This is a genomic window from Sphingobacterium spiritivorum ATCC 33861 (genome assembly GCF_000143765.1).
GTDB lineage: Bacteria > Bacteroidota > Bacteroidia > Sphingobacteriales > Sphingobacteriaceae > Sphingobacterium > Sphingobacterium spiritivorum.
In genome coordinates this window covers 968,281-994,070 of sequence record NZ_GL379771.1, presented here as the reverse complement: position 1 = coordinate 994,070, position 25,790 = coordinate 968,281, and the positions used below count along the sequence as shown (strand labels likewise).

20 protein-coding genes are annotated in these 25,790 nt (G+C 37.3%); 9 read left to right on the top strand and 11 right to left on the bottom strand.

The window, feature by feature from the left end; translation table 11 throughout:
• Positions 1 to 36: 36 nt before the first annotated feature.
• From HMPREF0766_RS14315 to HMPREF0766_RS14295, 5 genes are all read right to left on the bottom strand, one after another.
• A complete protein-coding gene (locus HMPREF0766_RS14315; RefSeq protein WP_002998528.1) occupies positions 37 to 3,300 on the bottom strand; it encodes a S41 family peptidase in 3,264 nt (1,087 codons plus the stop codon).
• Between the two features lie 124 nt (positions 3,301 to 3,424).
• Positions 3,425 to 4,174: a zinc ribbon domain-containing protein gene (locus HMPREF0766_RS14310; RefSeq protein ID WP_002998527.1), complete on the bottom strand. Its 750-nt coding sequence runs from the start codon at positions 4,172 to 4,174 to the stop codon at positions 3,425 to 3,427.
• Positions 4,174 to 5,271, bottom strand: a complete 1,098-nt coding sequence (locus HMPREF0766_RS14305) for a Nif3-like dinuclear metal center hexameric protein (protein ID WP_002998525.1) — start codon at positions 5,269 to 5,271, stop codon at positions 4,174 to 4,176. The genes HMPREF0766_RS14310 and HMPREF0766_RS14305 overlap by 1 nt, the downstream gene beginning before the upstream one ends.
• A gap of 45 nt (positions 5,272 to 5,316) precedes the next feature.
• Complete coding sequence (locus HMPREF0766_RS14300) at positions 5,317 to 5,787, bottom strand: hypothetical protein (protein ID WP_002998523.1); 471 nt, start codon at positions 5,785 to 5,787, stop codon at positions 5,317 to 5,319.
• A gap of 181 nt (positions 5,788 to 5,968) precedes the next feature.
• Entirely contained in the window at positions 5,969 to 6,679 is a 711-nt protein-coding gene (locus HMPREF0766_RS14295; RefSeq protein ID WP_002998521.1) for an SAM-dependent methyltransferase, read from the bottom strand.
• Between the two features lie 201 nt (positions 6,680 to 6,880).
• Between HMPREF0766_RS14295 and apaG the strand changes: the two genes are divergently transcribed.
• The 5 genes from apaG (at position 6,881) to HMPREF0766_RS14270 (ending at position 13,585) form a co-directional block, all read left to right on the top strand.
• Positions 6,881 to 7,267, top strand: coding sequence for a Co2+/Mg2+ efflux protein ApaG (gene apaG, locus HMPREF0766_RS14290; protein ID WP_002998519.1), 387 nt, complete (start codon positions 6,881 to 6,883; stop codon positions 7,265 to 7,267).
• Positions 7,268 to 7,370: 103 nt separating this feature from the next.
• Positions 7,371 to 8,036: an NAD-dependent epimerase/dehydratase family protein gene (locus HMPREF0766_RS14285; RefSeq protein ID WP_002998517.1), complete on the top strand. Its 666-nt coding sequence runs from the start codon at positions 7,371 to 7,373 to the stop codon at positions 8,034 to 8,036.
• Positions 8,033 to 9,895 (top strand): ABC-F family ATP-binding cassette domain-containing protein, encoded by a 1,863-nt coding sequence (locus tag HMPREF0766_RS14280; RefSeq protein WP_002998515.1) that lies wholly within the window; start codon positions 8,033 to 8,035, stop codon positions 9,893 to 9,895. Before HMPREF0766_RS14285 ends, HMPREF0766_RS14280 begins: the two co-directional genes overlap by 4 nt.
• Positions 9,896 to 9,971: 76 nt before the next feature.
• Complete coding sequence (gene mnmG, locus HMPREF0766_RS14275) at positions 9,972 to 11,831, top strand: tRNA uridine-5-carboxymethylaminomethyl(34) synthesis enzyme MnmG (protein WP_002998513.1); 1,860 nt, start codon at positions 9,972 to 9,974, stop codon at positions 11,829 to 11,831.
• A 200-nt stretch (positions 11,832 to 12,031) separates the two neighbouring features.
• Positions 12,032 to 13,585, top strand: coding sequence for an Ig-like domain-containing domain (locus HMPREF0766_RS14270; protein ID WP_236590617.1), 1,554 nt, complete (start codon positions 12,032 to 12,034; stop codon positions 13,583 to 13,585).
• Here HMPREF0766_RS14270 and HMPREF0766_RS14265 read toward each other — a convergent pair.
• Both HMPREF0766_RS14265 and nadB read right to left on the bottom strand, forming a co-directional pair.
• A complete protein-coding gene (locus tag HMPREF0766_RS14265) occupies positions 13,582 to 14,097 on the bottom strand; it encodes a gamma carbonic anhydrase family protein (RefSeq protein ID WP_002998510.1) in 516 nt (171 codons plus the stop codon). The two genes, HMPREF0766_RS14270 and HMPREF0766_RS14265, sit on opposite strands and share 4 nt — an antisense overlap.
• 7 nt (positions 14,098 to 14,104) lie before the next feature.
• Entirely contained in the window at positions 14,105 to 15,697 is a 1,593-nt protein-coding gene (gene nadB / locus HMPREF0766_RS14260) for an L-aspartate oxidase (protein ID WP_002998508.1), read from the bottom strand.
• 491 nt (positions 15,698 to 16,188) lie between these two features.
• Between nadB and nadA the strand changes: the two genes are divergently transcribed.
• Together nadA and thiL are read left to right on the top strand one after the other, a co-directional pair.
• Positions 16,189 to 17,187, top strand: a complete 999-nt coding sequence (gene nadA, locus HMPREF0766_RS14255) for a quinolinate synthase NadA (RefSeq protein ID WP_002998506.1) — start codon at positions 16,189 to 16,191, stop codon at positions 17,185 to 17,187.
• A 37-nt stretch (positions 17,188 to 17,224) separates the two neighbouring features.
• Positions 17,225 to 18,265 (top strand): thiamine-phosphate kinase, encoded by a 1,041-nt coding sequence (gene thiL, locus HMPREF0766_RS14250; protein ID WP_002998504.1) that lies wholly within the window; start codon positions 17,225 to 17,227, stop codon positions 18,263 to 18,265.
• A gap of 54 nt (positions 18,266 to 18,319) precedes the next feature.
• Here thiL and HMPREF0766_RS14245 read toward each other — a convergent pair whose 3' ends face one another.
• Entirely contained in the window at positions 18,320 to 19,108 is a 789-nt protein-coding gene (locus HMPREF0766_RS14245) for a segregation and condensation protein A (RefSeq protein ID WP_002998502.1), read from the bottom strand.
• Between the two features lie 146 nt (positions 19,109 to 19,254).
• On the opposite strand from HMPREF0766_RS14245, the gene dxs reads away from it, so the two are divergent.
• On the top strand, positions 19,255 to 21,183 hold the full coding sequence (dxs, locus tag HMPREF0766_RS14240; RefSeq protein WP_002998500.1) for a 1-deoxy-D-xylulose-5-phosphate synthase: 1,929 nt from the start codon (positions 19,255 to 19,257) through the stop codon (positions 21,181 to 21,183).
• A gap of 383 nt (positions 21,184 to 21,566) precedes the next feature.
• On the top strand, positions 21,567 to 22,994 hold the full coding sequence (gene dnaA / locus HMPREF0766_RS14235) for a chromosomal replication initiator protein DnaA (protein WP_002998498.1): 1,428 nt from the start codon (positions 21,567 to 21,569) through the stop codon (positions 22,992 to 22,994).
• A 250-nt stretch (positions 22,995 to 23,244) separates the two neighbouring features.
• Here dnaA and HMPREF0766_RS14230 read toward each other — a convergent pair whose 3' ends face one another.
• From HMPREF0766_RS14230 to HMPREF0766_RS14220, 3 genes are all read right to left on the bottom strand, one after another.
• On the bottom strand, positions 23,245 to 23,727 hold the full coding sequence (locus tag HMPREF0766_RS14230; RefSeq protein ID WP_002998496.1) for a ribonuclease E domain-containing protein: 483 nt from the start codon (positions 23,725 to 23,727) through the stop codon (positions 23,245 to 23,247).
• Between the two features lie 355 nt (positions 23,728 to 24,082).
• A complete protein-coding gene (gene lpxK / locus HMPREF0766_RS14225) occupies positions 24,083 to 25,111 on the bottom strand; it encodes a tetraacyldisaccharide 4'-kinase (RefSeq protein WP_002998494.1) in 1,029 nt (342 codons plus the stop codon).
• A 204-nt stretch (positions 25,112 to 25,315) separates the two neighbouring features.
• Positions 25,316 to 25,780: a gliding motility lipoprotein GldH gene (locus HMPREF0766_RS14220; protein ID WP_002998490.1), complete on the bottom strand. Its 465-nt coding sequence runs from the start codon at positions 25,778 to 25,780 to the stop codon at positions 25,316 to 25,318.
• Positions 25,781 to 25,790: the final 10 nt, after the last annotated feature.

Here is a 25,790-nt window from a genome sequence, read left to right as displayed (position 1 = left end):
GCTGAAGATAATCTTCAGCCCCCTTTTACTATTCTGTTAATTTACTCTGACCGGATCTGCCGGTTTACGCATCTGCTGATAAGGATATGTTTTCATCTCTTCTAACAAGATCTGTATAGTTTTCTCCAGTTGCGGATCACGTCCCTGCAGTACTTCTTTCGGTGTCTGCTCAACAAAAACGTCCGGAGCAACTCCTTCATTTTCGATAATATAATTCCCTTTCAGATCAAATATTCCAAAGTTAGGAGAAGTTACTCTTCCACCATCTAATAAAATAGGGTAGCCACTGATACCGACCAATATACCCATAGTCGTACGACCAACCAGTTTACCTAGACCTTTGTGACGAAACATATAAGGCATCATATCGCCTCCTGATCCCGCATTTTCATTGATAATCATAGCCTTTGGCCCATATATCCCATTTCCTGGTGTAGTGAAGCTCTTTCCGTCACGGATGCCCCAACCGGCTATCAGATCACGGGACAGCAAATCAATGACATAATCAGCTACCGATCCTCCGCCATTATTACGCTCATCCAGTAACAGAGCCTTCTTATCCATTTGAGAGAAATAGTATCTGTTGAATGATGTATAACCCTCTGAACCAGTATTCGGCATATACACATACGCTATCTGGCCTTTACTCAGTTCATCTGTGCGTTTTCTATTGCGCTCTACCCATTCTGTCTGACGTAAATTTACTTCATCACTGAAAGGAATTGGCTTTACGATCACCTCCTTTGCACCAACCAGAGATGGTTTATTATTCACCATAATGGCGGTTTGCCTTCCGGCTGTCTGATTGAATAAACTATAAATATTCATATCGGCAGTCAGTTCCACACCATTTACAGATACGATAAACATACCTTCCGAAACCTCTATACCCGGCTCAGCTAGCGGTGCCTGCAGATCAGGATTCCACTCCATACGTGTATAGATCTTACTTATCTGATAACGATTGTCTGCAATTTTATAATCCGCACCCAGCATACCTACATTTACAGACGGAGTTCTTGGCTGATCTCCCGGATAAATGTAACTGTGTCCTACAACCATTTCACCCATCATTTCATTCAAAAGATATGACAGATCCGAGCGATGATTTACGTAGGGAAGAAACTTCTCATATTTACGCTTTACTGCATTCCAGTCTGCACCATGCATATTCTCTACATAGAAATATTCCTTTTCCATTGCCCATACTTCATTGAACACCTGCTTCCATTCAGCAGCAGGATCTACGAGCTGTTTCACATTATCTATCTTTAGTTTACCGTTATCAGGAATAGGCTTTTGATTAGAATTCACAATAAAATATGATCCTCCTAAATAGTACATCAGCTTTTTGCCATCTGCACTAACCTCAAATCCGCCGGCACCCTCTACAAATACTTTATCTTCCAGCTTCTTTAAGTCATATGCTCCGATAGTACGTCCGCGTTGATAAAGCAGCATATCTTCTACTCTTCCATCCAGTTTATAATAGCCAGCAGGTAATGGTAAAGCAACAATACGATTAGAAATCTGATCAAATTCAACCTTGATATTTTTGACTTTAGGTTCTTCCTTCTTATCCTCTTTTTCTTCTTTTTTCTTCTCTTCTTCCTTTTCTTTATCCTTACCAACTGCTTCTTCATCACTTTCCAGTTTAAAAGGAGAAGGCGTGTCCTTAGCTAAAATAAAGGCATAAATAGTATAATTAGGAGAGCGCTCATAGGCGGACATATGTAAACCCGAGTTTGTCAGTCCGGTATTCGTACTGGCCGTAAAGAACAAATACTTTCCGTCTCTGCTGAAGGTCGGCTGATGCGTTTCAGACATACCGTCAGTGATTTGCTGACTTTGCTTTGTATCCAGATTATACATAAATACCGCCGATACAGTATTCGGCAATGTTTTGATGTAAGAAATCCATTTAGAATCCGGAGACCATGACGGTTCAAAATAATTACCTGTTCTGTTCGTGTGTGATCCCAGGACATCATCATCAACTTTTGTCACTTTCTTTGTATCAATATCTACATAATACAAGTTGAGATGGGCATCATTAAAGAACAATTTTTTGCTATCAGGAGACCAGATCGGATCAAAATAGAAATAATAATCGCCCAGTGAGATATAAATAGGGTCATTTTTGGCCATCTGATCTCTCAGCACCAATTCATATTTACCTCTTGCATCAGACAGATAGGATATCCATTTTCCGTTAGGTGACCAATTCGGAAAACGCTCATGAGAGCCTGGTGAAGAGGATATATTTCTTGCATCACCTTTTTCCTTAGGCACAGTGAATATTTCACCTCTCGCCTCAAAAATTGCCCGCTGTCCTGTAGGAGAGACATTCCAATTGCGAATTCCTTCGGATATATTGGAATAATGCGGACGCTTATAAAAGTTGTCTGCAAATATCTGAACCGGAATATGAGCTGTCTTTTTGCTTTTAATATTGAAGGTATAGATCTTGCCTTCAGCTTCATAAATAAGATCATCACCGAAGCCGTTCAATGTCCGGATGTCATATTCCTTGCTATTCGTAAGTTTCTCTGTTTTCTTCGTTTTTGTATCGTAGCTGAAGATATTCACGATTTTATCTCTATCTGACAAGAAGTAAATTTTGTCCCCCAGCCATATGGGTTTAACATTATTACTTTTTTCACCAGGTACGATTTCGATATCATTTGTTTTATTGTTGAAAATCCAGATCGAAGGCATACCTCCGCCTCTGTATCTTTTAAAAGCAACTACTTCACGCTCTGTAGGATCAGAATTTTTTAAATAAGCCCAATAATTTCCGTCCGGAGAAGGGGAGCCTTCAAAAGCTGTAGGCATAGGAAGAGCTTCATCTTTTCCTTTGTTTATATTGATCTTATAGAGTCTGGAACCCAATGAGTACTGAAATTCCTGTGTACTTGTAAAGTAGAGTTCCTGATTATTAATCCATCCTCTCATTACATCTGCTGCAGGATGATACGTAATTCGTTTAGGTTCACCTCCAGCCACAGAAATGGTATAAACATCTACATTACCATCATAATTACCTGTAAAAGCAATCTGCTTTCCGTCCGGTGAAAACATTGGATTTCGTTCTACATCCGGATTGACGGTAAGTCTTTTGGGATTACTGCCGTCTCTTCCCGCTATCCAGATATCGCCTCCATATACAAAAGAGATGTGATTTTGACTGATGCTCGGATTTCTCAATAAGAGTGTTTCCTGTTGTTGTCCCTGAGCTGCTGTAGCTGAAGCCAGAGTAAGAATGATACTACTGCAGTAGAATCTTAGCTTTTTATTCATAAAATAGGAAATATGCTGTTAAAATTTTATTTTAAAACAGCATGAAGATACAGGTATGAAATCTGATTTACAAAAAAAGCGCTGATATTATCAGCGCTTTAACATTTTTTATCTTAAATGGAAATTATACCATTTCGCCTTCTACTTCCAGTAAGATTCCTTCGTCAACGATTACACGTCCGCAATGTTCACAAATAATGATTTTTTTGCGTTGGCGAATCTCAGATTGCATCTGCGCAGGGATCTTGTTGTGACATCCTGAACAGCTGTCACGGTCAATAGAAACTACAGCCAAACCATTTTTGAATGAATTACGAAGTCTGTTATAGACATTAATCAAACGCTCTTCAATGTTTTTCTCTGCTGCTTCAGCATTCTTCAATAACGCATCTTCCTCTTTCTGAGTTTCTGCCGTAATTGTATCCAGCTCTTTTCTTTTCCCTTCAAGCTCTGTTTTGTTGTAAGCTAAAGTCTTTTCTGTGCTCTCGTATTGCTCAGTCTTGTTACGAATTTCAAACTCATATTCTTTGATTCGTTTTTCACAAACCTGAATTTCTAAGCCCTGAATTTCGATCTCCTTAGTGATAGCATCATATTCACGATTGTTTTTAACTTCGTTCAGCTGACCTTCATATTTCTTGATGGCCCCCTGAGCGTCCTTAATCATGTTTTTGCGCTTTACGATAGAATCTTCCAATTCATCCAGATCCGTTCTGATTTTCTCAATACGGGTTTCTAATCCTGCGATTTCATCTTCAAGATCAGCTACTTCGATAGGCAATTCACCTCTGATTTGACGAATTTTATCGACTTTAGTATGTATGGTTTGCAAAGACCATAATGCTTTCAATTTTTGTTCTACAGTTTGTTCCATTAACAGTAGTATTTTATTGGATTTGTGTCTGTTTCCGTTATTAGGACTGCAAAGTTAGCAAATTTATTCCGAATAATCTCTAACAATAATTCTTGCGTAAATTGTTCACTTTCAAAATGTCCCGTATCTGCAATGACGATCTGACCTTCAGCATCGAAAAATTCGTGATACTTATAATCTGCTGTGACAAAAAAATCTGCTCCTGATCTTTTTGCATCAGCAAGCAAAAAACCGCCTGCACCTCCACATACCGCCACACGAGACACTTCCTTTCCTCGCAATTCTGTATGACGAATGACGGTAAGATTGAGCTTTTCCTTCAAATATCGCAGAAAATCTATTTCACTCATTGGTTCGGATAAATTTCCTATCACTCCCGATCCTATTGTCTGATAATTGTTTTGCAATGTAACAATATTATACGCGACTTCTTCATATGGATGACTCGCATACATGGCTACAAGGATCTCACGCTCTTTTATTTGTGGATAAATGACCTCAATTTTAGTCTCTTCAACTCTTTCCTGCTGACCGATTTCACCTATAGCCGGATCAGCTCCTTCCAATGGTCTGAAAGTTCCGTATCCGGCACTGTTGTAGCTGCACTGGTCGTAGTTACCAATATTGCCTGCACCTGCTTCAAAAAGAGCATCACGGACAATCTCCACGTGTGTTCGTGGAACATATACGACCAGTTTATTTAAAAGATTTTTCTTTTGCTTCAGTATAGCCGTATTCTCCAGATGGAGTTTCTCGGCAATTTTTGAGCTGACTCCACCAAAGATATTATCCAGATTGGTATGAATAGCGTAAATCGCAATATTATTCCGGATGGCCTTGATAATAACCCGCTCTACATAGTTGGATCCGGTAAACTTTTTCAAGCCCCCGAATACAATAGGGTGGTGCGAGATAATGATATCACAGCCTTCAGCAATAGCTTCATCTACAACTGCTTCTGTACAATCTAATGAAATTAATGCACGGTGAATCTCATCCCCGGGACTACCCACTAACAGACCGGAATTATCATAAGACTCCTGATAAGCCAAAGGAGCAATACTCTCTAAATAATTCGTTAATTCAAATATTTTCATTCAACTCTTATTTGCTTTACTATATCCAAGAAAAGGAGCAATCCTTTATCCTTCATTAACCTCTTTTTCTACAAACTTATTGTGCTCTTTCAATAAAACTCTGTATTGATTGATCTTAACCCAATATGTAATGAAATAAATCAGGTTCATAATACCTGCAATAACAAGTATAAACGGTGGAAAAGGAATATTAATGGATAGAAATGTCCATGCATAAATCTGTCCTTCCTTACGTGTAGGATTTTCTTCAACCGCAATTTTACGGTCATAAAACTCGTTATTCAGGGAGTCGCATAATCTGCGAGCCACCTCAAAGTGCCAATAAATATTGAACAGCGGGACCGCTACAAACCAGGCCTGCGAAGGCAGGATATTCCTGTTTTCCGGAGCGATCAGATTTAATGTTTTCCGAATGGTATTGGCAAATAAAATCCAGCAAATCAGACGAACTGCAGATGCCGCCAAAATAATGTACAGCATTTCCATCGTCATCTTATCGGGTGTAAACTCTAACATTCTTAATTTTGAATTTCTTCTTTAAATATAGGCTGAATTATTCAAAACTTGATATTGATGAATAATATTTAGCACCTATCTGACAATATAACAACCTGTAAAAAGTTCTTTAGTTTTATTTTTCTGATAAAAATCAGTTTAAAAGAGCGTATTAAAAACACATTTTTCTATTTTTCATTCCTCAAAAATAAAGAAGGAAAATAGCAGGTTTCTTGTGAAAATCATCTTTTCTTTTCTTCCACTGATCTACCTTAAGTGTGAGAACAAATTCATCCTGTGCTGTGAGGTTACAAGCCACACATATTTTGGTTTGAGGCTTGCAGACCTTTAGTAATTCAGCAAATAATGTATTGTTGCGGAAAGGCGTTTCAATAAAAATCTGCGTCTGTTTATCTCTGTAAGCCTGTGCTTCCAGATCTTTTATCTTCCGGTTTCTATCCGATTTATCGATAGGAAGGTATCCCTGAAATGCGAATTTCTGTCCGCTGAAACCAGAAGCCATTAAGGCTAAAAGAATGGAACTTGGTCCCACCAAAGGAACAACCTTTATACCTTTGCTATGTGCTTCAGCAACAATATCAGCACCCGGATCTGCCACTCCGGGACATCCAGCTTCAGACATTAATCCCACATTTTTGCCTGCCATCAGTCCTTTGAAAAACTCTTGTTTGTTCCCCTGATCACGGTTATGTTTACCATAATCATGGATGATCAACTGTTGTTGCGGAATAGACAGACCGGCTTGTTTCAAAAATTTCCGTGCAGTTTTTTCGTTTTCTACAATATATTCATCCAGTGTATTGATGGTCTCTTGTAAATAGGGGGTATAGGAAGCCATTGCAGCGTCATCGCTCAACGGAACAGGAAGGAGATACAATATACCTTTTGACATATACAAACCTAGTCATTTATGACGAATATGATCAGACGAATACAAATTTATCTTGTTTGTCAGCATTTGAATAGGATACTTAATAGTCATTTAACAAACATTAACAAGCTCTGGTTCAGGATTTTTTCATTTTTACGTAATTTTATCACATTCAGGGAGTTGTTCTTTGATAATTTATAAATTATATTAATATTTGCATTAATGGTATCTCTAATAACAGAAGGTGTAAAGATTTCGGTAGAGAGTATTTATCAACCGGAATATTCTAATCCTGAAAAGGAACATTTCATGTTTGCTTATCGTATTTCTATTGAAAACGTAGGCGATTATACCGTTCAGCTATTGCGTCGTCACTGGCAAATATTTGATGCAATTGGAGAACACAGAGAAGTAGAAGGAGATGGTGTTGTTGGGGAACAGCCAGTTATACAGCCAGGAGAATCACATCAATATGTCTCCGGTTGTAATCTTAAAAGCGAAATGGGCTATATGGAAGGTACATACCAAATGTCCCGCCAGTTAGATGGAGAGATTTTTTATGTAGAGATTCCCCGCTTTAATCTTATTGCTAATCATCGCTTAAATTAGACTGTATTATATACAACACTGTCATAAAGAAGTACAATTCTTAGCTTTCCTGTAAATATTACTCACCTCAAACCCGTTTAATTCTGTATTTTTGTACCTTATTATGGATAAGACTGGCTATACCGCACTTGTTTTAGGCTCCACAGGCCTGATTGGCAGCTTTTTGGTCGAGATGCTTTTGGATAATACACAGTATTCAACGGTATATGCTGTATCAAGAAGCCCGCTGCAGTTGCAACACCCCGGATTTATCAATATTGTAGCAGATGCGGATTCAATAGCTCATCACCTGGAAAATATAGCTGTTGATCACCTCTATTGCTGCCTGGGAAGTACCAAAAGCAAAACTCCCGATCTGTCCGCATATTATAAGATAGATCATGATTATCCCTTATCAGTAACTCAGCAATTAAAAAATAAGGTGCTTTCTGCTGTATGTTTGGTATCGAGTATGGGGGCTAATGTATTATCCAATAATTTTTACCTCAAAATGAAAGGAGAGGTAGAACGGGATATAGAATCGCTTTCCATTGAAAGGACATTCATATTCAGACCCTCTTTATTATTGGGTAAACGCAAAGAAAACAGACTGCTGGAGAAGGTATCTTCAGTGGTTATGAATATTATAAATTATTTCCTAATAGGAAAATTAAAAGATTATAAAAGTATAAAAGCAGCAGACGTTGCCAGGTCAATGATGCATGTATGTTTATCTGATATGACGGGAACACATATCTTCAAGACGGCAAAAATTAAAGAATTAGCGTGAGTATATTATCTACAGAACAGGTTAGTCATTCCTTCAATGACAGATGGCTATTCAAGGACATCCATTTTGGGCTACAAAAGGGTGACCGAATAGCTCTTGTCGGAATCAATGGTACCGGCAAATCTACACTTCTCTCTATTTTAGCAGAAAAGGCAATTCCGACTTCCGGAAAGGTAGTAAAGGAAAAAGGAATTAAAATTGGTTTTCTTGCTCAGGACCCTGACTTTTCAGGATTACATTCTATCAATGATTTCATTTATAGTGCAGATAACGAACAGCAAACTTTAATCCGTCAGTATGAAGAACTGCTAAGCACAGATGAACCTGATCAGCAAAAACTGGAAGATCTTACTGAAAAATTATCTTTGCTCAATGCATGGGAATATGAATACAACATCAAAACTATTCTAAACCGTCTTAATATTATTGATTTCACTCAACAGATAGATAATCTGTCAGGAGGTCAGAGAAAAAGACTGGCCCTTGCAAAATTACTGATAGACGAACCTGATGTCTATATATTAGATGAGCCTACGAATCATCTGGATATCGAGACTATTGAATGGTTAGAAAAGTTATTGAATACAGGAAATAAAACGGTACTGTTAGTGACGCACGACCGTTACTTTCTGGATGGAGTTTGTACAGAAATCCGTGAACTTGACAGGGGAAATCTTCTTACATTCAAAGGTAATTACAGTTACTATCTGGAGAAAAAAGCAGAGCGGGAAGCCAATGATTCTTTACTGGTTGAAAAGAGTAGAAATCTGTTGCGTAAAGAATTGGAATGGATGCGCAGGCAACCTCAGGCACGTGGTACTAAATCCAAATCCAGAATTGAAGCCTACTATGATCTTGAAGAGAAATCTAAAGCAGCAAAGAAAAACGATATTGTACAGCTGAGTGTAAAAGTAAGTCGCCAGGGATCCAAAATACTGGAAATTGAAAATGCTTCTAAAAGTTTCGGTACAAAATCTATCATTGAAAATTTCAGCTATACTTTCAAAAAGGGAGATCGTATTGGTTTATCCGGTCGCAATGGCTCAGGAAAATCTACCTTCCTGAATTTAATCACCGGCATTGAAAAACCAACCTCCGGAACAATCAGTGTAGGAGAGACCACAGTATACGGTTACTATAAACAAGGCGGTCTGGAATTTCAAACCAACGAACGGGTAATAGACGTTGTAAAGAATGTTGCTGAATATATAGAGATGGCCAAAGGTGAAGTGATTACCGCTTCACAATTATTGACACATTTTTTATTCCCTCCGGAGAAACAATTTGGCATGGTTGAAAAACTGAGTGGAGGAGAACGCAAGCGTTTACAACTGATGCGTGTACTGATGCGTAATCCAAACTTCCTGATTCTGGATGAGCCATCAAATGATCTTGACATAGATACATTGAACGTATTGGAAGATTTCCTTGAAAAATATACAGGTGTACTTCTTCTTGTTTCACATGATCGTTATCTGGTAGACAAACTAACTGATCAACTTTTTATATTTGACGGAACAGGAAAGATCAACATTTATAACGGAAACTATGCAGACTTCAAAGCTGAACAAGACCTTTTGAACAAGCAACTCAAAGCAGGGAAAACAAATGTAAAACCTGCAGAAGTAAAAGAACAGCCAGGCAAGAAAAAACTAAGCTACAAAGAACAAAAGGAATATGAAGATCTCGAAAAGGAAATTACTTCTTTAGAACAGCAGATCGCAGAAAAGACAGAAGTGTTATCATCAACAACCGACCATATACAACTGGTGGAAATTGCTGAAGCTATCAAAACACTTGAATCAAAACTGGAAGAAAAAACGGAACGATGGTTATTATTAGCAGAACTTGCGGAATAATAAGGAAGCGTTCCACGTGAAACTATAGATAAAATAATCGTGAAGCAGTGATTGTTCCACGTGAAACTAAAATAAAATGTTTAAGAAATATAACGTAATTGTAGTAGGTGCCGGTCATGCCGGATGTGAAGCAGCAGCAGCAGCAGCGAACCTGGGATCGTCTGTATTGTTGATTACCATGAATATGGGTGTCATCGCTCAGATGAGCTGTAATCCTGCTATAGGGGGTGTAGCAAAGGGTCAGATTGTAAGAGAGATCGATGCTATGGGTGGATACACAGGTATCATAGCAGACAAATCCACACTACAATTCAGAATGCTTAACCTGTCAAAAGGCCCTGCTATGTGGAGTCCGCGATCACAAAATGACAGAATGCGCTTTGCAGAAGAATGGAGAATGCAACTGGAAGCAATCCCCAATCTGGACATGTGGCAGGACACCGTAAAAGAAGTCATTGTAGAAGGTGATAAAGCTGCCGGAGTCATTACTTCTCTGGGAATACGAATAGAAGCTGATGCAGTAGTTCTGACAAACGGAACTTTCCTGAACGGGGTGATCCATATAGGAGAAAAGAAATTCGGCGGAGGGCGCACAGGAGAGAAAGCAGCCACAGGCCTCACTGAACAACTGGTAAGTCTGGGTTTTGAATCCGGTAGAATGAAGACCGGAACGCCACCCCGTATAGACGGCAGATCGCTCAATTATGAGCTAATGGAAGAGCAATGGGGAGATGAGAATAAAGGAAGATTTTCCTATACGGATGTCCCTATTCCTACAGCACAAAGATGCTGCTGGATAACCTATACTAATGACAAAGTTCATGAAATGCTGAAAACAGGATTCGAAAGATCTCCAATGTTTACAGGAAGAATAAAAGGATTAGGTCCCAGATATTGCCCATCCATAGAAGACAAAATAAACAGATTTGCAGAACGCGAAAGACATCAGATATTTGTAGAACCGGAAGGATTCAATACTGTAGAAATATACGTTAATGGATTTTCTACTTCTCTTCCTGAAGATGTACAACAAAAAGCTTTGCAACTGATACCCGGATTTGAAAATGCCAGAATGTACAGACCGGGTTATGCAATCGAATATGATTTCTTCCCACCGATGCAATTGGATCTGACACTTGAAACACTGCGTATAAAACACCTGTTTTTTGCGGGTCAAATAAATGGAACTACAGGATACGAAGAGGCAGGAGCACAGGGATTCATAGCAGGTATAAATGCTCACCAGAGAATAAATGATCTTCATGAACTGACGCTAAAACGTTCAGAATCTTATATAGGTGTTCTGATTGATGACCTCGTCACAAAAGGAACTGAAGAACCTTATAGAATGTTTACATCCAGAGCAGAGCACCGCTTACTGTTACGTCAGGATAATGCAGATATTCGTCTTACACCAATGGCTTATAAACTGGGTCTGGTAGGAGAGGAGAGACTTAATAAAGTAAACGAAAAAATAAAAAATTCAGATGCTATTGTAGAGTATTTAAGACAAAACAGTGTGACAGCTGATCACATTAATCCGGTATTGGAAGATCTTAACTCTTCTCCGGTTTCGCAAAAAACCAGAATGTTTAATATATTAAGCAGACCGCAGATTAATATTTATGATATCAAAAAAGCGGATAGTGATTTTGAAAGCTATCTCAACCAGTTTGATAAAGAAACAATAGAGCAGGCAGAAATAAAAGTAAAATACGACAGCTATTTTGAAAAAGAAATGGAGATAGTCAACCGTATGAAAAAAATGGAAGATAAAGAGATCAATCCGAATTTCGATTACAATTCTCTAACTTCACTTTCTATAGAAGCCAGACAAAAATTATTAAAGGTCAAACCAAGAACACTGGGACAGGCATCCCGTATTTCGGGTGTTTCACCAGCTGATATTAGTGTTTTAATGGTGCACATGAGTTAAACTATTGTAATTCAATACATTAGCTATAAAAATAACAAGCTTAAAATAAAAGGATATAAGAAGATATTTTTAATTTTATGATACAAACATCCAAAAAAGATAAAAGTCGCTCAGAATCGATAAAAAACACCTTATTTCAAAAAGTGGTAATTTTCTCGTTTTTTTGTCTTCTTATTTTAAGTACGATTCAGTGCGCCAACATGCAACACCCTACCGGCGGACCAAAAGATTCACTTCCTCCAAAAATATTAAGTGAACTACCAAAAAATTATAGCCGGAATTTCAAAGCAAAAAAAATAGTTTTGCAATTTGATGAGTATGTCAAACTAAACAGTCAGTTTAAAGAATTCAGCATATCTCCGGATGTAGATACTCAACCAGAATATAAAATCAAGAAAAAGAATCTCGAAATAACATTACCAGATTCATTAGAAGAAAATACCACTTATACGATTCATTTTGGAAAAGGGCTTGTCGATTACAATGAAGGTAATCCGCTTCCCAACTATTCGTATGTATTTGCGACAGGTAATGAGCTGGATTCCCTGTCTATATCCGGATCGGTTCTTAACGGCTATACGAAGAGTCTCGATATGAAGAATGAGGACAAAGATGTTATGGTAATTCTGATTCCCACACGCCAGGATAGCATATTCGGAAAGCGTAAAGCGAACATATTTACAGCTGTAGATACAGCTGGTAATTTCAAATTCAATAACCTGAGGGAAGATACATACCGTATATATGCTTTGAAAGAGAAAAGCAGTAATCGCATATATGAAAGTACGGATGACTGGATCGGATTTCTCAATGACAGCATCGTATTAAGGAAAGATACCAGTAATATTAAGCTGGAATTTACTAAACCCTATCCTGATAAATTCAGAACCGGTGAAAAGAAACTGGAAAAGGATGGGGGAGTACAGTTGGTATTTAACCGGCCATTGCTTGACCCGGCTGTGAAAATATTATCTCCTCAGGAACTGGATGCATCCAAATATGTACGCTATGGCGTAAATAAAGATAGTGCCTTAATATACACTCAAAATACTGACTTTGACTCTCTTAAACTGGAGATACGTAATTATAATACGGTCATGGACACTGTATTAATAAAAAAAGGTGTTAATATGAAGTTTGAAAAAGAAATTCAACCGGTTCTCAATATAAATAATAAAGTAGATAAGATTACCCACATCACCGTTACTTCTAAAATACCTTTAGCGTCTATAGATAAGTCTAAAGTCAAACTAACAGAAGATAGCGTTGCCAGAACTAATTTCCAATTACAAAAGGATACCCTTAATGATCAGCTTTACCACATTCGTTTTAACTGGAAACCTAAAAGGAATTATACATTAGTATTAGAAGAAAAAGCCCTTACGGGATTATTCGGGGATCACAATAAGGAGCTCAAAACCAATTTTACATTGGATGAAAGCGAAAATTACGGTGATATAAACTTTAATTTTACCAATACAGACAGTACCATGCAATATGTGGTTGAACTTATTGATGACAAGAAAGAAAAAGTATTTAACAGGCAGATACTAGGGTCTAATAACACCATATCCTACAAGAAATTTCCGGGAGGCAAATATTCCTTACGTGTAATATTTGATGCCAACAGGAATGGAGTATGGGATCCTGCAGATGTAAAGACCAGAAAGCAGGCAGAGAACATATGGTATCTTAATAAAACATTTACGATACGTGCCAACTGGGAACAAAATGAAACTGTCAATATAAATTAACTGTTTTCAAACCAGGAACTATATAACACATAATTATGCGGTAACTGATGTAACATTTCTCTTTGTTCATCAGTTATCGCTTTTATTTTTTTAGCAGGTACACCTGCATACAGATAGCCTGATTCACAAATTGTATTTTCGAGTACGACGGCTCCTGCCGCAATAATAACTTCACTCTCTACTATTGCCTTATCCATAACAATGGCGCCCATACCGATCAATACATAATCTTTGACTATACAACCGTGTACCATTGCCTGATGACCTATATTGACATAACTTCCTATATCCGTTCCATTCTTTTGGTAAGTACAATGAATCACAGCACCATCCTGGATATTGGTATATGCTCCTATACGGATATAGTTTACGTCACCTCTGATCACGGCATTAAACCATACCGAACACTTATCCCCCATAACTACATCGCCTACAATGGTCGCATTAGGCGCTATAAAGCAATCTTCCGGATATTGGGGATATTTATCCTTAACAGGTAATATAACAGCCATATACGTTCTAAAATATAGTGTCCTTTAATACATCAGCATGATAAGGATAATCCGTTGAATAATGCAATCCTCTGCTTTCTTTGCGATCCTGAGCTGACTTAATAACCAAAAAAGCAACCTGAATAACGTTTCTCAATTCACAAAGTGGTACAGATAATTTGGTATGCTTATAAAACTCCTCTGTCTCATCATACAAAAATCCGAGTCTTCTGAATGCACGATCCAATCTGAAGTCAGAACGTACAATGCCAACATAATCAGACATCACTTTTTGTGTCTCCCGAAGATTGTGAGAAACCAGAATATCCTCATTCGATAAACTTGTATTGGAATCATCCCAATCAGGTATATTATCCTGAAAATCAATATCTTCTAATTTCTCTGCAGCATCCAGCCATATCCGGTGAGCATATACAGCCGCTTCCAGTAATGAATTGGAAGCTAATCTGTTAGCACCATGAAGACCAGTGGAAGAACATTCACCACATGCGTACAGATTATTAATAGTACTACGCCCGTATGCATCTACAAGAATTCCACCACATAAATAATGAGCAGCCGGAGATACAGGAATATAATCTTTCGTCATATCCAATCCTATGGATAAACATTTCTCATAGATATTTGGAAAATGCGCTAAGATATCCTCCTTACTACGCATCGTAATATCCAGGTATACATAATCGATACCTGACTTTTTCATCTCAGCATCTATTGCTCTTGCCACGATATCACGCGGTGCCAACGACCCGCGTTCATCATACTCCTCCATAAAGGACTCACCTGAAACACGTCGCAGAATCCCGCCAAAACCGCGTACAGCCTCTGAAACAAGAAATGCCGGATATTGACTGGGGTTATAAAGTGCTGTAGGATGGAACTGAATAAACTCCATATTACGTACTTTACCTTTCGCACGGTAGACCATAGCTATACCATCGCCTGTAGCTATAGTAGGATTAGTAGTACTGGAGTACACATGTCCCGCACCTCCGGAAGCCATTAAGGTAATCCGGCTCAAAATCTTTTCAATACGGTGATTCTTTGTATTCAGCGCATAAATACCAAAACACTTAATATCGTCTGATTTTTTATCCACAAATTCACCTAAATGGTGCTGCGTAATTAAATCGACTGCGAAATAATGTGTAAGTATCTCAATATTAGGATCCTGATGTACTTTAGCAAGTAAAGCACGTTCAATTTCATACCCTGTTATATCTTTATAGTGCAAAATACGGTGTTTGGAATGGCCACCTTCTTTTGCCAGATCATAACTGTCATCATCCACCTTATCGAAGTTAGTTCCGTATGCAATAAGCTCCGCAATACGTTCCGGTCCTTCCCTAACAACGTTTTCCACAATTTCCACATGGCATAATCCATCCCCAGCTATCTGAGTATCAAGTATATGCTTATCAAAGCTATCAGACTTATCCACAACGGCAGCTACACCGCCCTGTGCATATTTGGTATTAGACTCATCTTCATTAGACTTAGTGACTATCAATACTTTACCTTTTTTTGCAGCCTTCAAAGCAAAGCTCAAACCAGCAATTCCGGAACCAATAATCAAAAAATCAACCTTGCGATCTCCCATAAATACTAATGCGTATTAAAAATCAAGTTTTTCAGATAACAAATTAACAAAATATGTGGATAACGTGTAGATAAATGGTGAATTAAAAATGAAAACTATTTTTTATTCCACATTTCCACAAAAAATCGAGCCATTGTGAACAAATTATAACCACAACTTTACCCCATTATTAACAAAATATAAACAACAAACAATTCACACTGAAATATGGAAAACCAAAACGGACAATTTTCATATATCTGAAAATCAGCTCTATTTATAAACTTTAGATGTGAATAAATGTGGATAACTATGTTAAAAGTAACAATCGCAAATATAAATTCTCAAAACTTTCCCCATTTTCCACACACTAATAAACAATAAGTCTCCTTTTTATAAAAAGAGTTATTAATTATTGAAAAAAGGGAATGTGGATTTCGTTTCAAATTCTTTCGCTACTTTTGTGAAGTGATACCGTCTGAATCGTTGACTTAAATTTTATCAACACGGAAATGAATATTACTTATGAAAGAGATCTGGAAGCAAAAGGATACATAGATGTTGCTATTGATCCGACAATTGATCTCGTAGAAGAAATTAATCGCCTCAAAAAGGAAAAGAATGCTGTTATTCTGGCTCATTATTACCAAGAGTCTGAAATTCAGGATATTGCGGATTATATAGGCGATAGTTTGGGACTTTCCCAACAGGCTGCCAAGACAGATGCAGATGTGATTGTGTTTGCTGGTGTGCACTTTATGGCTGAAACGGCTAAGATATTATCCCCTTCAAAAAAGGTATTATTACCCGATCTGAAGGCAGGATGTTCATTATCAGATAGTTGTCCTCCTCATTTGTTTGCCAAGTTTAAAGAGAAATATCCTGATCACCTGGTCATAACTTATGTAAACTGTACAGCTGAGCTTAAAGCGCTATCAGACATTGTATGTACTTCCAGTAATGCGGTGCAGATCGTAGAAAGCCTTCCTTTAGATCAAAAAATAATTTTTGGTCCGGATCGCAATCTGGGTGCTTATGTTAAAAAGAAGACGGGCAGAGATCTGATCTTGTGGAACGGTGCATGTATGGTACATGAGATTTTTTCGCAGGATAAAATTGATGCTTTGCGCATTGAATATCCGGATGCTAAGTTTATTGCACATCCGGAGTGTGAGGATCATATTTTAGCAGGTGCTGATTATGTAGGATCTACTTCTGGTATGCTCAAATTTACAATGAATGATCCGTCGCAGGTTTATATCGTTGCTACTGAATCCGGTATTATTCATCAGATGCAAAAAGCGAGTCTCGAAAAGACTTTTATTCCGGCACCTCCGAATAATGCATGTGCATGTAACGATTGCCCGCACATGAAGCTTAATACTTTAGAAAAACTTTACAACTGTCTCAAGTTTGAATCTCCTGAAATTACACTTCCGGAAGACGTTATTTTACGGGCTCAAAAGCCGATTGAACGTATGCTGGAGATTTCAGAAAGATTAGGATTGTAAGCTTAACTGATATAATTTTTAATTTTAACATTACAGAATGTTTGAAAATACAGAAAGAACAAATCTGGATCAGATGGGTGAATTTGGTTTAATTGAACACTTAACCAAACATGTGGAACTGAACGAAAAGTCTACAATAAAAGGAATAGGGGATGATGCAGCTGTATTGGATTTTTCAAATAAGAAAACACTTATTTCTACTGACTTATTGTTAGAAGGAATTCATTTTGATCTGCGTTATGTTCCGCTTAAACACCTGGGATACAAAGCTGTACAGGTAAATCTGAGTGATATATATGCAATGAATGGTATAGCCTCTCAGATCACTTTTTCAATAGGATTATCCTCTAAATTTCCTTTAGAAGCAGTTGAAGAAATCTATGAAGGAGCATTGATTGCCTGTAAAAAATTCAATGTAGATCTTGTAGGCGGAGATACTTCAGCTTCTGCTCAGGGATTAATTATCTCTGTAACGAGTATAGGATACGCAGATGAAGACAGAATAGCTTATCGTTCAGGTGCTCAGGAAGGTGATCTACTTTGTGTTTCCGGAGATCTCGGAGCTGCTTATGTAGGATTGCAGATTCTGGAGCGTGAAAAGCAGGTATTTTTAGATAATCCTAAAATTCAGCCGGATTTGGAAGGAAAAGATTATATCATCGAGCGTCAGTTGAAACCTGAGGCCCGTAAAGATATTGTTCAACTATTAGATAGCCTGGATATCAAACCAAATGCTATGATAGATGTATCAGATGGTCTGGCTTCGGAGATCATTCATATCTGTAAACAGTCTGATAAAGGATGTAAATTATATGAAGACAAAATTCCGTTAGATCAGATGACATATGATACTGCCCGTGAATTTGGTTTAGATCCTACTGTTTGTGCATTAAACGGAGGGGAAGATTATGAATTGTTGTTTACAGTTCCACAGTCAGCATATGATAAACTTAGAAATCTTCCAGATATAACAGTTATCGGATATATTACCGAACCAAATGCTGGGTATGAAATGATTTCCAAATCCGGAAATGTATATCCTTTAACTGCTCAGGGTTGGAATGCTTTTAAAAAGTAAAGTAGTGATTACTATAGAAAAAAAGCAGCTGTTTCACATGAAACAGCTGCTTTTTTAATTTTCTTCCATTTCCAGTACTTCCGGATCAGGTACATTGGGATCTTTTTTTTCAACCCAAAAATTATTGTATCCCAATCCTACCTCAATCTCTAATAAGCGTTGCTGCAGCATTTCGAGAATAGCTAAAAAATTATAGACGAAATGAACTTTGTTTTCTGAACTCTTTCGGATACTGTTAAAATCCAGTTTCTCATTCATTTCTATCAATTCTTTAATTACTCTTTTTTGTTGTTCTATGGTATACGGATACTTAACAACAGTATGTTTGACTTCCTGTACACGATTAGCATAATGGTACATCATACGTTCATATACCATCATCAGTTTATAAAGATCGAATGAGGACAATTCTTCTCCGTCCTGTACAGGACGGTTAGTATTCTTCAGATCATAACCGATATTTCCTCTTAAATGATACCTGAGACGATTTTCTTCAAGTCCCTTTAAATCTTCACAAATATTTTTGAACTGTTTATAGAGTATCAGTTTTTGTACCAATTCCTTTTTAAGATCTATTTCATTTTCATTTTCATCCAGATCAGGACGTGGTAAAAGCATTTTAGCTTTGATACGCATGAGGGTAGAAGCTACAAATATAAACTCACTCGCGAGTTCTATATTCAAAGCCTGCATCTTCTGTATGTAATCCAGAAAATCATCTGTAATTTTAGAGATCGCTATATCATGGATATTCAATTCATCACGCTCTATAAAAAACAACAGCAGATCAAACGGACCTTCAAACTGGTCTAACTTAATTTCGTAACCCTCACTTGCATTCATAGATTCAAAAGTACATAATTATAAAAAATTATTAATAAATTAGTTTATTATAGAACCTATGTAAACCATAACAATTACGAATTGTTATATGATTTATGTAAATAAAAAATTGTTACTTTGTATCTTATTTTGAAATCGGAAAAACTATGCAGGTAGAAGCTGGAGAACTATTGCAAAAAATAAACTTTCCTTCAGATCTTAAGAAATTAAAGGAAGAAGATTTATTGCAGGTATGTAAAGAGCTTAGACAATATATTATTGATATTGTCTCCGTGAACGGAGGGCATTTTGCAGCAAGTTTAGGGGTAGTAGAATTAACCGTTGCTCTTCATTACGTGTTAAATACACCTTATGATCAATTGATCTGGGATGTAGGTCATCAGGCCTATGGTCACAAGATATTGACGGGGAGAAGGGATGTATTTGATACAAACCGGGTACTAAATGGTATTTCGGGTTTTCCAAACCGGAATGAAAGTGAGTATGATACTTTTGGTGTAGGTCACTCTTCTACATCTATATCAGCAGCTCTTGGTATGGCTGTAGCTTCTCATTATAAAGGAGAAGAAGACAGACAGCATGTAGCTGTAATAGGAGATGGAGCACTTACTGCCGGATTGGCCTTTGAAGCGCTGAATCACGCCGGAATAGAGAAATCTAATTTACTGGTTATTCTAAATGATAACTGTATGTCCATCGATCCGAATGTAGGAGCGATGAAAGAATATCTGACCAGTATAACGACGTCTAAACGTTACAACAGATTCAGAGATGATCTGGCTGCTGTACTTTCTAAAATCTCAGAGGTGGGACCAGATGCACTTGGGATAGCTAAGAAGCTTGAACGTGGGATTAAGGGATCTCTGCTGAAGAATGCAAATCTTTTCGAATCTTTAAATTTCAGATATTTCGGACCTGTAGATGGACATGATGTCAAGAAATTAGCCAAAACACTGGAAGATCTTAAACATATTCCGGGACCGAAACTTCTGCATTGCGTTACAGTAAAAGGTAAAGGATATGCTTTAGCCGAGAAAGATCAGACACTGTGGCATGCACCGGGTCTTTTCGACAAAATCACAGGAGAAATTAAAAAATCTGTTTCTGACAAGCCTGTTGCACCTAAGTATCAGGACGTATTCGGACATACGTTAGTTGAGCTGGCTGAGAATAATAAGAAAATAATGGGAATTACTCCGGCTATGCCGTCAGGATCTTCCATGAATATCATGATGAAAGCTATGCCTACCCGCGCTTTTGACGTAGGTATTGCTGAACAGCATGCTGTTACATTCAGTGCTGGACTGGCTACACAGGGATTACTTCCATTTTGTAATATCTACTCTTCATTTATGCAACGGGCGTATGACCAGGTTATTCATGATGTAGCCTTACAAAACCTGAATGTGGTATTCTGTCTGGACCGTGCAGGTGTGGCAGGGGCAGATGGTCCTACACATCACGGTGCATACGATCTTGCCTATATGCGTTGTATACCAAATATGATTGTGTCTGCTCCTATGAATGAGGAAGAACTTCGTAATCTGATGTATACGGCACAATTGGAGAATAAAGGACCATTTGTGATCCGTTATCCTCGCGGTGCAGGGGTAATGCCTGATTGGAAGAGACCATTTAAAGAAATAGAAATCGGAAAAGGCCGTAAAGTATCGGACGGAGAAGAGGTTGCTATATTAAGCATTGGCAGTATAGGTAACGAAGCTGTAAAAGCAATTCGTGTATTGAATGAAGAAGGTATTTATCCGGCACATTACGATTTGCGATTTGTCAAGCCTTTGGATAAAGAATTGTTACACGAGGTCTTCCGTAAATATAAAAAAGTGATCACCGTAGAGGATGGTTGTTTACAGGGAGGAATGGGGTCTGCAGTACTCGAATTTATGGTAGATAATGGTTATCAATCTCATGTTGTTCGTCTTGGTATTCCAGATCAGATTGTAGAGCACGGTGAGCAAAAAGAGCTTTGGAATTTGTGTCATTATGATGCGGAGGCTATTGCTGAGCAATGCAGAAAATTATCCACTATCCGTAAAACAGATTCTCTTGTCGGATAGATAGATTATACCATATTAAAATTTGAAAAAAGGAGTTGAAATTTTCAACTCCTTTTTTATGCTTTATACTTATAAAATTATCTGAAAATTTGCCGCGATTTTAAAACATAGTTTTCCACATTGATTTTTTAAATTCAATAAAAGTTACTAAATTGGGGGTATCGAGCCCATCATAAGAGCTGATGTTGAAAACTAAAATTTTGCCTGTGAATTTTAGTAAAAAATCTCTAAAAAATGATGTAAGTTATTGTTTATTAATACGTTGTGTATTTTTTTACTTTTTAATTTTTTAGCTGAATTTTTTTTGCCATCTTCGTTTTAAGAGAAAGTTATGAACAATTTTTTGGTCAGATATTGTAAATCAAGTTATTAACAATTTTAGAATGGAAAAAACGTACACAAGTGTTTGGAATAGTTGTCTTCAGATTATCAAAGACAATATACCTGCGCAAAGTTTCAAGACTTGGTTTGAACCGGTGAAAGCGGTGAAACTTGATGAGAACGTTTTAACTATTCAGGTGCCGAGCTTATTTTTTTACGAGTGGCTTGAGGAACATTATGTAGGTATCTTACGTAAAACGGTCAAAAAATTTTTGGGAGAGCAGGGAAGGTTGGAATATAATATTGTGGTGGAGAAATCTTCAACCAATATACCCTATACAACCAATATTCCGTCAAATGGAAACGGTGCAGAAGGAAAACGTCAATCGATCCCGGTGCCGGTCAATTTGAATAAGAATATTAAGAATCCTTTTGTTATTCCCGGATTAAAGAAGTTACAGGTAGATCCACAGTTGAATCAGCATTATACTTTTGATAATTTTATCGAAGGTGAATGTAACAGACTGGCAAGATCTGCAGGGTTTGCTGTAGCAAATAAACCCGGAGGAACTTCTTTTAATCCTTTGATGTTATACGGAGATGTAGGGTTAGGTAAAACCCATTTATCCCAGGCCATTGGAAATGAGATCAAGCGTAATCTCCCGGATAAGTTGGTTATCTATGTATCCTGTGAAAAATTCTGTCAGCAGTTTGTAGATTCATTAAAGAATAATACAATCAATGACTTTGTGAATTTTTATCAGGCAATGGATGTCATCATCATGGATGATGTGCACAATTTTGCCGGTAAGGAGAAGACCCAGGACATTTTCTTCCACATCTTTAATCATCTTCACCAGTCGGGTAAACAGATTATTCTGACTTCTGATAAGGCGCCTAAAGATCTGGCAGGATTGGAAGAACGATTATTAAGTCGTTTTAAATGGGGATTATCCGCGGATATACAGGTTCCGGATCTGGAGACAAGGATGGCAATCCTGAAGAAAAAAATGTATTCTGACGGTATTGAATTGCCAGAAAATGTAGTAGAGTATGTGGCGCATCAGATTGATAACAGTGTCCGCGAATTAGAAGGTGCCATGGTTTCATTATTGGCGCAATCTACCCTTAACAAAAAGGAGATTGACCTGAACCTGGCTAAATCTATGCTGAAAAACTTTGTGAAGAATACCAGTAAGGAAATTTCAATGGAATACATACAGAAACTGGTATGTGAGTATTTTGAAGTTCCGGTAGAAATGGTGAAATCAAAAGTTAGGAAACGTGAAATCGTACAAGCGCGTCAGATCTCTATGTATCTTGCAAAGAATCATACTAAATCTTCTTTGAAATCTATCGGTAACTTCTTTGGCGGACGGGATCACTCTACAGTGATATATGCCTGCCAGACAGTAGAAGATCTGATAGAAACAGACAAGAAGTTTAAAACGTATGTACAGGATATCCTGAAGAAGTTAAAAGCATCGTAACAATCAAAATTTTGAACGTAAAAAGGGAAGCAATTATATTGCTTCCCTTTTTGTTTTTACCTCTTTATTAATATAAACAGTTAGTCTTGGCTATTCTATTACCGTTTTCTTTGATTACATAGTAAACATTGGTATAATTGCTAATTTAAGTTTTATGCTTTAAAAAAATGCTTATTATAAAAAAAGGAGCCTTGTTTTTCAACAAGACCCCTTAATTGCTAATTTATGAAACCTATTATTGCTTTACTAGTTATTGTACCGGCTGCGCAGGTTGCTCAGTTGGTTGTTCAGTCGGCTGAGTTTGTTCTACTGGTTGTGCTGGCTCAACCGGCTCAGTAGTGGATGGCTCAGTTGCAGGTACTTCTGCAGGAGCTGATTCAGGAATTGTTACCGGAGCTCTTTCTGCTACAATTTTTTCAAAAAGTGGCTTTTGCTCATCTGTCAATACCTCAATGATTTTGGCATCAGTCTGTGCCTGAAGTTTTGCAATCTGCTCTGCTTTAGCTTCTTTAGATGCTGTGTTATCTGCTAATAATGCTTGTTCTGCTTTTGCATATTCCAAGGTTGCATTATATACAGTTGGTTGCTGCTCTTCTGTCAATGTAAGTTGTTGAGTCAATACAGTAACTACTTGTTTTGCATTATCTTCTGGTGACTGGGTTTGTTGCGCTTGCGCAAATGTTAATCCTAATGCTAAGAAAAATCCGATACCTGTTAAAACTAATTTTTTCATCTTGTTAAAATTTATACGTTTAAAACTCAATTATTAAATTCTTTACATTAATAACTGCTTTTTAACAGGGCTTAGTATATAATTGTATCAGGTTTGTTACTTTTTAACATTACTTAACATTTTCATTATTTGTAAATATTTGATAATCAATAGTTTAAATTGTAATTATTGTGTTACAATAAAACGCTGTATTTAGGGAAATCTGAACCAGATTACAATGGATTTAGGGACAATAGCTGTTCAAATGCCTTATTTTACTTAAAAAAGCAGAAAACATATGGGATCAGCCAAGTGAAAACAAGATGTGACCAACAGATGAATAGGTGTCAGACGTGAATATAAGGAAACAGGCCTGTCAGAGACCTAAATGACTAAAAATGCTTCTTTCTATATTTTGATAATCGGCTGTATCGAATGCTATCTGAATGGGGATATAGTAAAACGGGAAATGATGCAGACGTGTTCCATAAAGGCGCTGGAAGTCTTTTTCTGTAGTCAAAATAAGTTTATTTGATCCTGTAATAGCTTTGTACATCTCTTCTATTTTATTGATATCGGTCTCTGAAAAAGCATGATGATCCGAATAGGACATATGAATCAATCTGTTCACATTGGGTTGTAAATGATTGATCAGGGGATTAGGGTTTGCAATGCCTGTAATAAGCAGTACATCGGTTTCTTTTAGATTGGTATAGCATCCTGAACCATTCTTATCCATCCATTTATCATATTTGATTTTACTGAAATATATGGAAGCTGTCGGATTATGACGTGAAATCTTCTTAATGATTTTCCTTTTATCTTCTTCAGTTGCGTCTTCAGGGGTTTTGGTTACGATGATGATATTGGCTCTATGGCTTTCCATCATCATATCTCGGAAATTGCCGGTAGGGAGTAAAATAGCAGGTTCTGACAGTGAAGTATATTCAAACAGGAGAATGGAATAGGTCGGTTTTAATTTTCTATGCTGAAAAGCATCGTCCAGAATGATCAGATCATGCTTATCTTTTAATTGTTCTACGCCATAACAGCGATCTTCGCAAACAGCTACGGTTATCTCCGGAAACTTACGTTTGAACTGTAAGGGCTCATCTCCGGCCTCTGTTGATGTGGATTGGGTAGAAACGAATCTAAATCCCTTTGTCTTACGGCCATATCCTCTGCTGAGGGTGGCCAGCTTGATTTTGTCTTTCAAAAGACGTATCAAAAACTCTGTCATCGGGCTTTTACCTGTTCCACCTATGGCCAGATTTCCTATTACTATGAGGGGAATATTATAGGTTTTGCTTTTCAATAGCTGATAATCGTACAGACGATTTCTAAGCCATATAATGCTGGTGTAGATAATGGTAATTGGAAATAGAAACCATCTTAACAGTAGCATAGCCAAATTACTTTTGATTACGTTGGATCAGGTATCTGCGGTATCGTTGTAGTAAAAATAAAACAATTACTATCGGAAAAATATAGGTTTTGAATGGATGTTTTTCATCCATTACAAAGAATGAAACAGCACAAATAACAACTAAGAAAAGGTAGATATAACTAAAATTAGGATGGACTAAGATCTGGTTAAATTTATTCATAGTTATCTCTTTACAATTTTTATTCCCACATCATTGATATCTTTCAACGGGTTTTCGCGCATATTTTGTTCTATAGCAAAAGTGTAGACACCTGTATCTGGAAAGCTGTAATTTTCATGTATCAATGCCTGGTGTGCATATAAACTCCCTGCACTGTTACCTGTCCATCTGCCATCTAATTCGGCCAGTTTAAGTTCTCTTCTTTCCTTTTTACTGACACCTTTGGGATTTGTTTCATGTATACGGACAAAAATATTAGCGTATCTGTAATCTCCGTTGTGACGCAGATTAAGGTATACATCATACTTAGCATTTTTGTCCGTAATATGTGCTTTTACTTTTGGAATAACATTATACGGCCAGCTTTTGTCCGTAATGATGGTATTCTCATCCACTACGGTATTGGGATCACATCCGGCTAATACCAGTACATTTAAAAGAATAAAAGCGTAAAATAATCTTTTCATCTTGTTAACC

What these genes read in the sequence shown, in the direction of transcription:
- HMPREF0766_RS14315 (WP_002998528.1), bottom strand. Translation starts at nt 3,300, where the DNA reads ATGAATAAAAAGCTAAGATTCTACTGCAGTAGTATCATTCTTACTCTG.
- HMPREF0766_RS14310 (WP_002998527.1), bottom strand. Translation starts at nt 4,174, where the DNA reads ATGGAACAAACTGTAGAACAAAAATTGAAAGCATTATGGTCTTTGCAA.
- HMPREF0766_RS14305 (WP_002998525.1), bottom strand. Translation starts at nt 5,271, where the DNA reads ATGAAAATATTTGAATTAACGAATTATTTAGAGAGTATTGCTCCTTTG.
- HMPREF0766_RS14300 (WP_002998523.1), bottom strand. Translation starts at nt 5,787, where the DNA reads ATGTTAGAGTTTACACCCGATAAGATGACGATGGAAATGCTGTACATT.
- HMPREF0766_RS14295 (WP_002998521.1), bottom strand. Translation starts at nt 6,679, where the DNA reads ATGTCAAAAGGTATATTGTATCTCCTTCCTGTTCCGTTGAGCGATGAC.
- apaG (WP_002998519.1), top strand. Translation starts at nt 6,881, where the DNA reads ATGGTATCTCTAATAACAGAAGGTGTAAAGATTTCGGTAGAGAGTATT.
- HMPREF0766_RS14285 (WP_002998517.1), top strand. Translation starts at nt 7,371, where the DNA reads ATGGATAAGACTGGCTATACCGCACTTGTTTTAGGCTCCACAGGCCTG.
- mnmG (WP_002998513.1), top strand. Translation starts at nt 9,972, where the DNA reads ATGTTTAAGAAATATAACGTAATTGTAGTAGGTGCCGGTCATGCCGGA.
- HMPREF0766_RS14270 (WP_236590617.1), top strand. Translation starts at nt 12,032, where the DNA reads ATGCAACACCCTACCGGCGGACCAAAAGATTCACTTCCTCCAAAAATA.
- HMPREF0766_RS14265 (WP_002998510.1), bottom strand. Translation starts at nt 14,097, where the DNA reads ATGGCTGTTATATTACCTGTTAAGGATAAATATCCCCAATATCCGGAA.
- nadB (WP_002998508.1), bottom strand. Translation starts at nt 15,697, where the DNA reads ATGGGAGATCGCAAGGTTGATTTTTTGATTATTGGTTCCGGAATTGCT.
- nadA (WP_002998506.1), top strand. Translation starts at nt 16,189, where the DNA reads ATGAATATTACTTATGAAAGAGATCTGGAAGCAAAAGGATACATAGAT.
- thiL (WP_002998504.1), top strand. Translation starts at nt 17,225, where the DNA reads ATGTTTGAAAATACAGAAAGAACAAATCTGGATCAGATGGGTGAATTT.
- HMPREF0766_RS14245 (WP_002998502.1), bottom strand. Translation starts at nt 19,108, where the DNA reads ATGAATGCAAGTGAGGGTTACGAAATTAAGTTAGACCAGTTTGAAGGT.
- dxs (WP_002998500.1), top strand. Translation starts at nt 19,255, where the DNA reads ATGCAGGTAGAAGCTGGAGAACTATTGCAAAAAATAAACTTTCCTTCA.
- dnaA (WP_002998498.1), top strand. Translation starts at nt 21,567, where the DNA reads ATGGAAAAAACGTACACAAGTGTTTGGAATAGTTGTCTTCAGATTATC.
- HMPREF0766_RS14230 (WP_002998496.1), bottom strand. Translation starts at nt 23,727, where the DNA reads ATGAAAAAATTAGTTTTAACAGGTATCGGATTTTTCTTAGCATTAGGA.
- lpxK (WP_002998494.1), bottom strand. Translation starts at nt 25,111, where the DNA reads ATGCTACTGTTAAGATGGTTTCTATTTCCAATTACCATTATCTACACC.
- HMPREF0766_RS14220 (WP_002998490.1), bottom strand. Translation starts at nt 25,780, where the DNA reads ATGAAAAGATTATTTTACGCTTTTATTCTTTTAAATGTACTGGTATTA.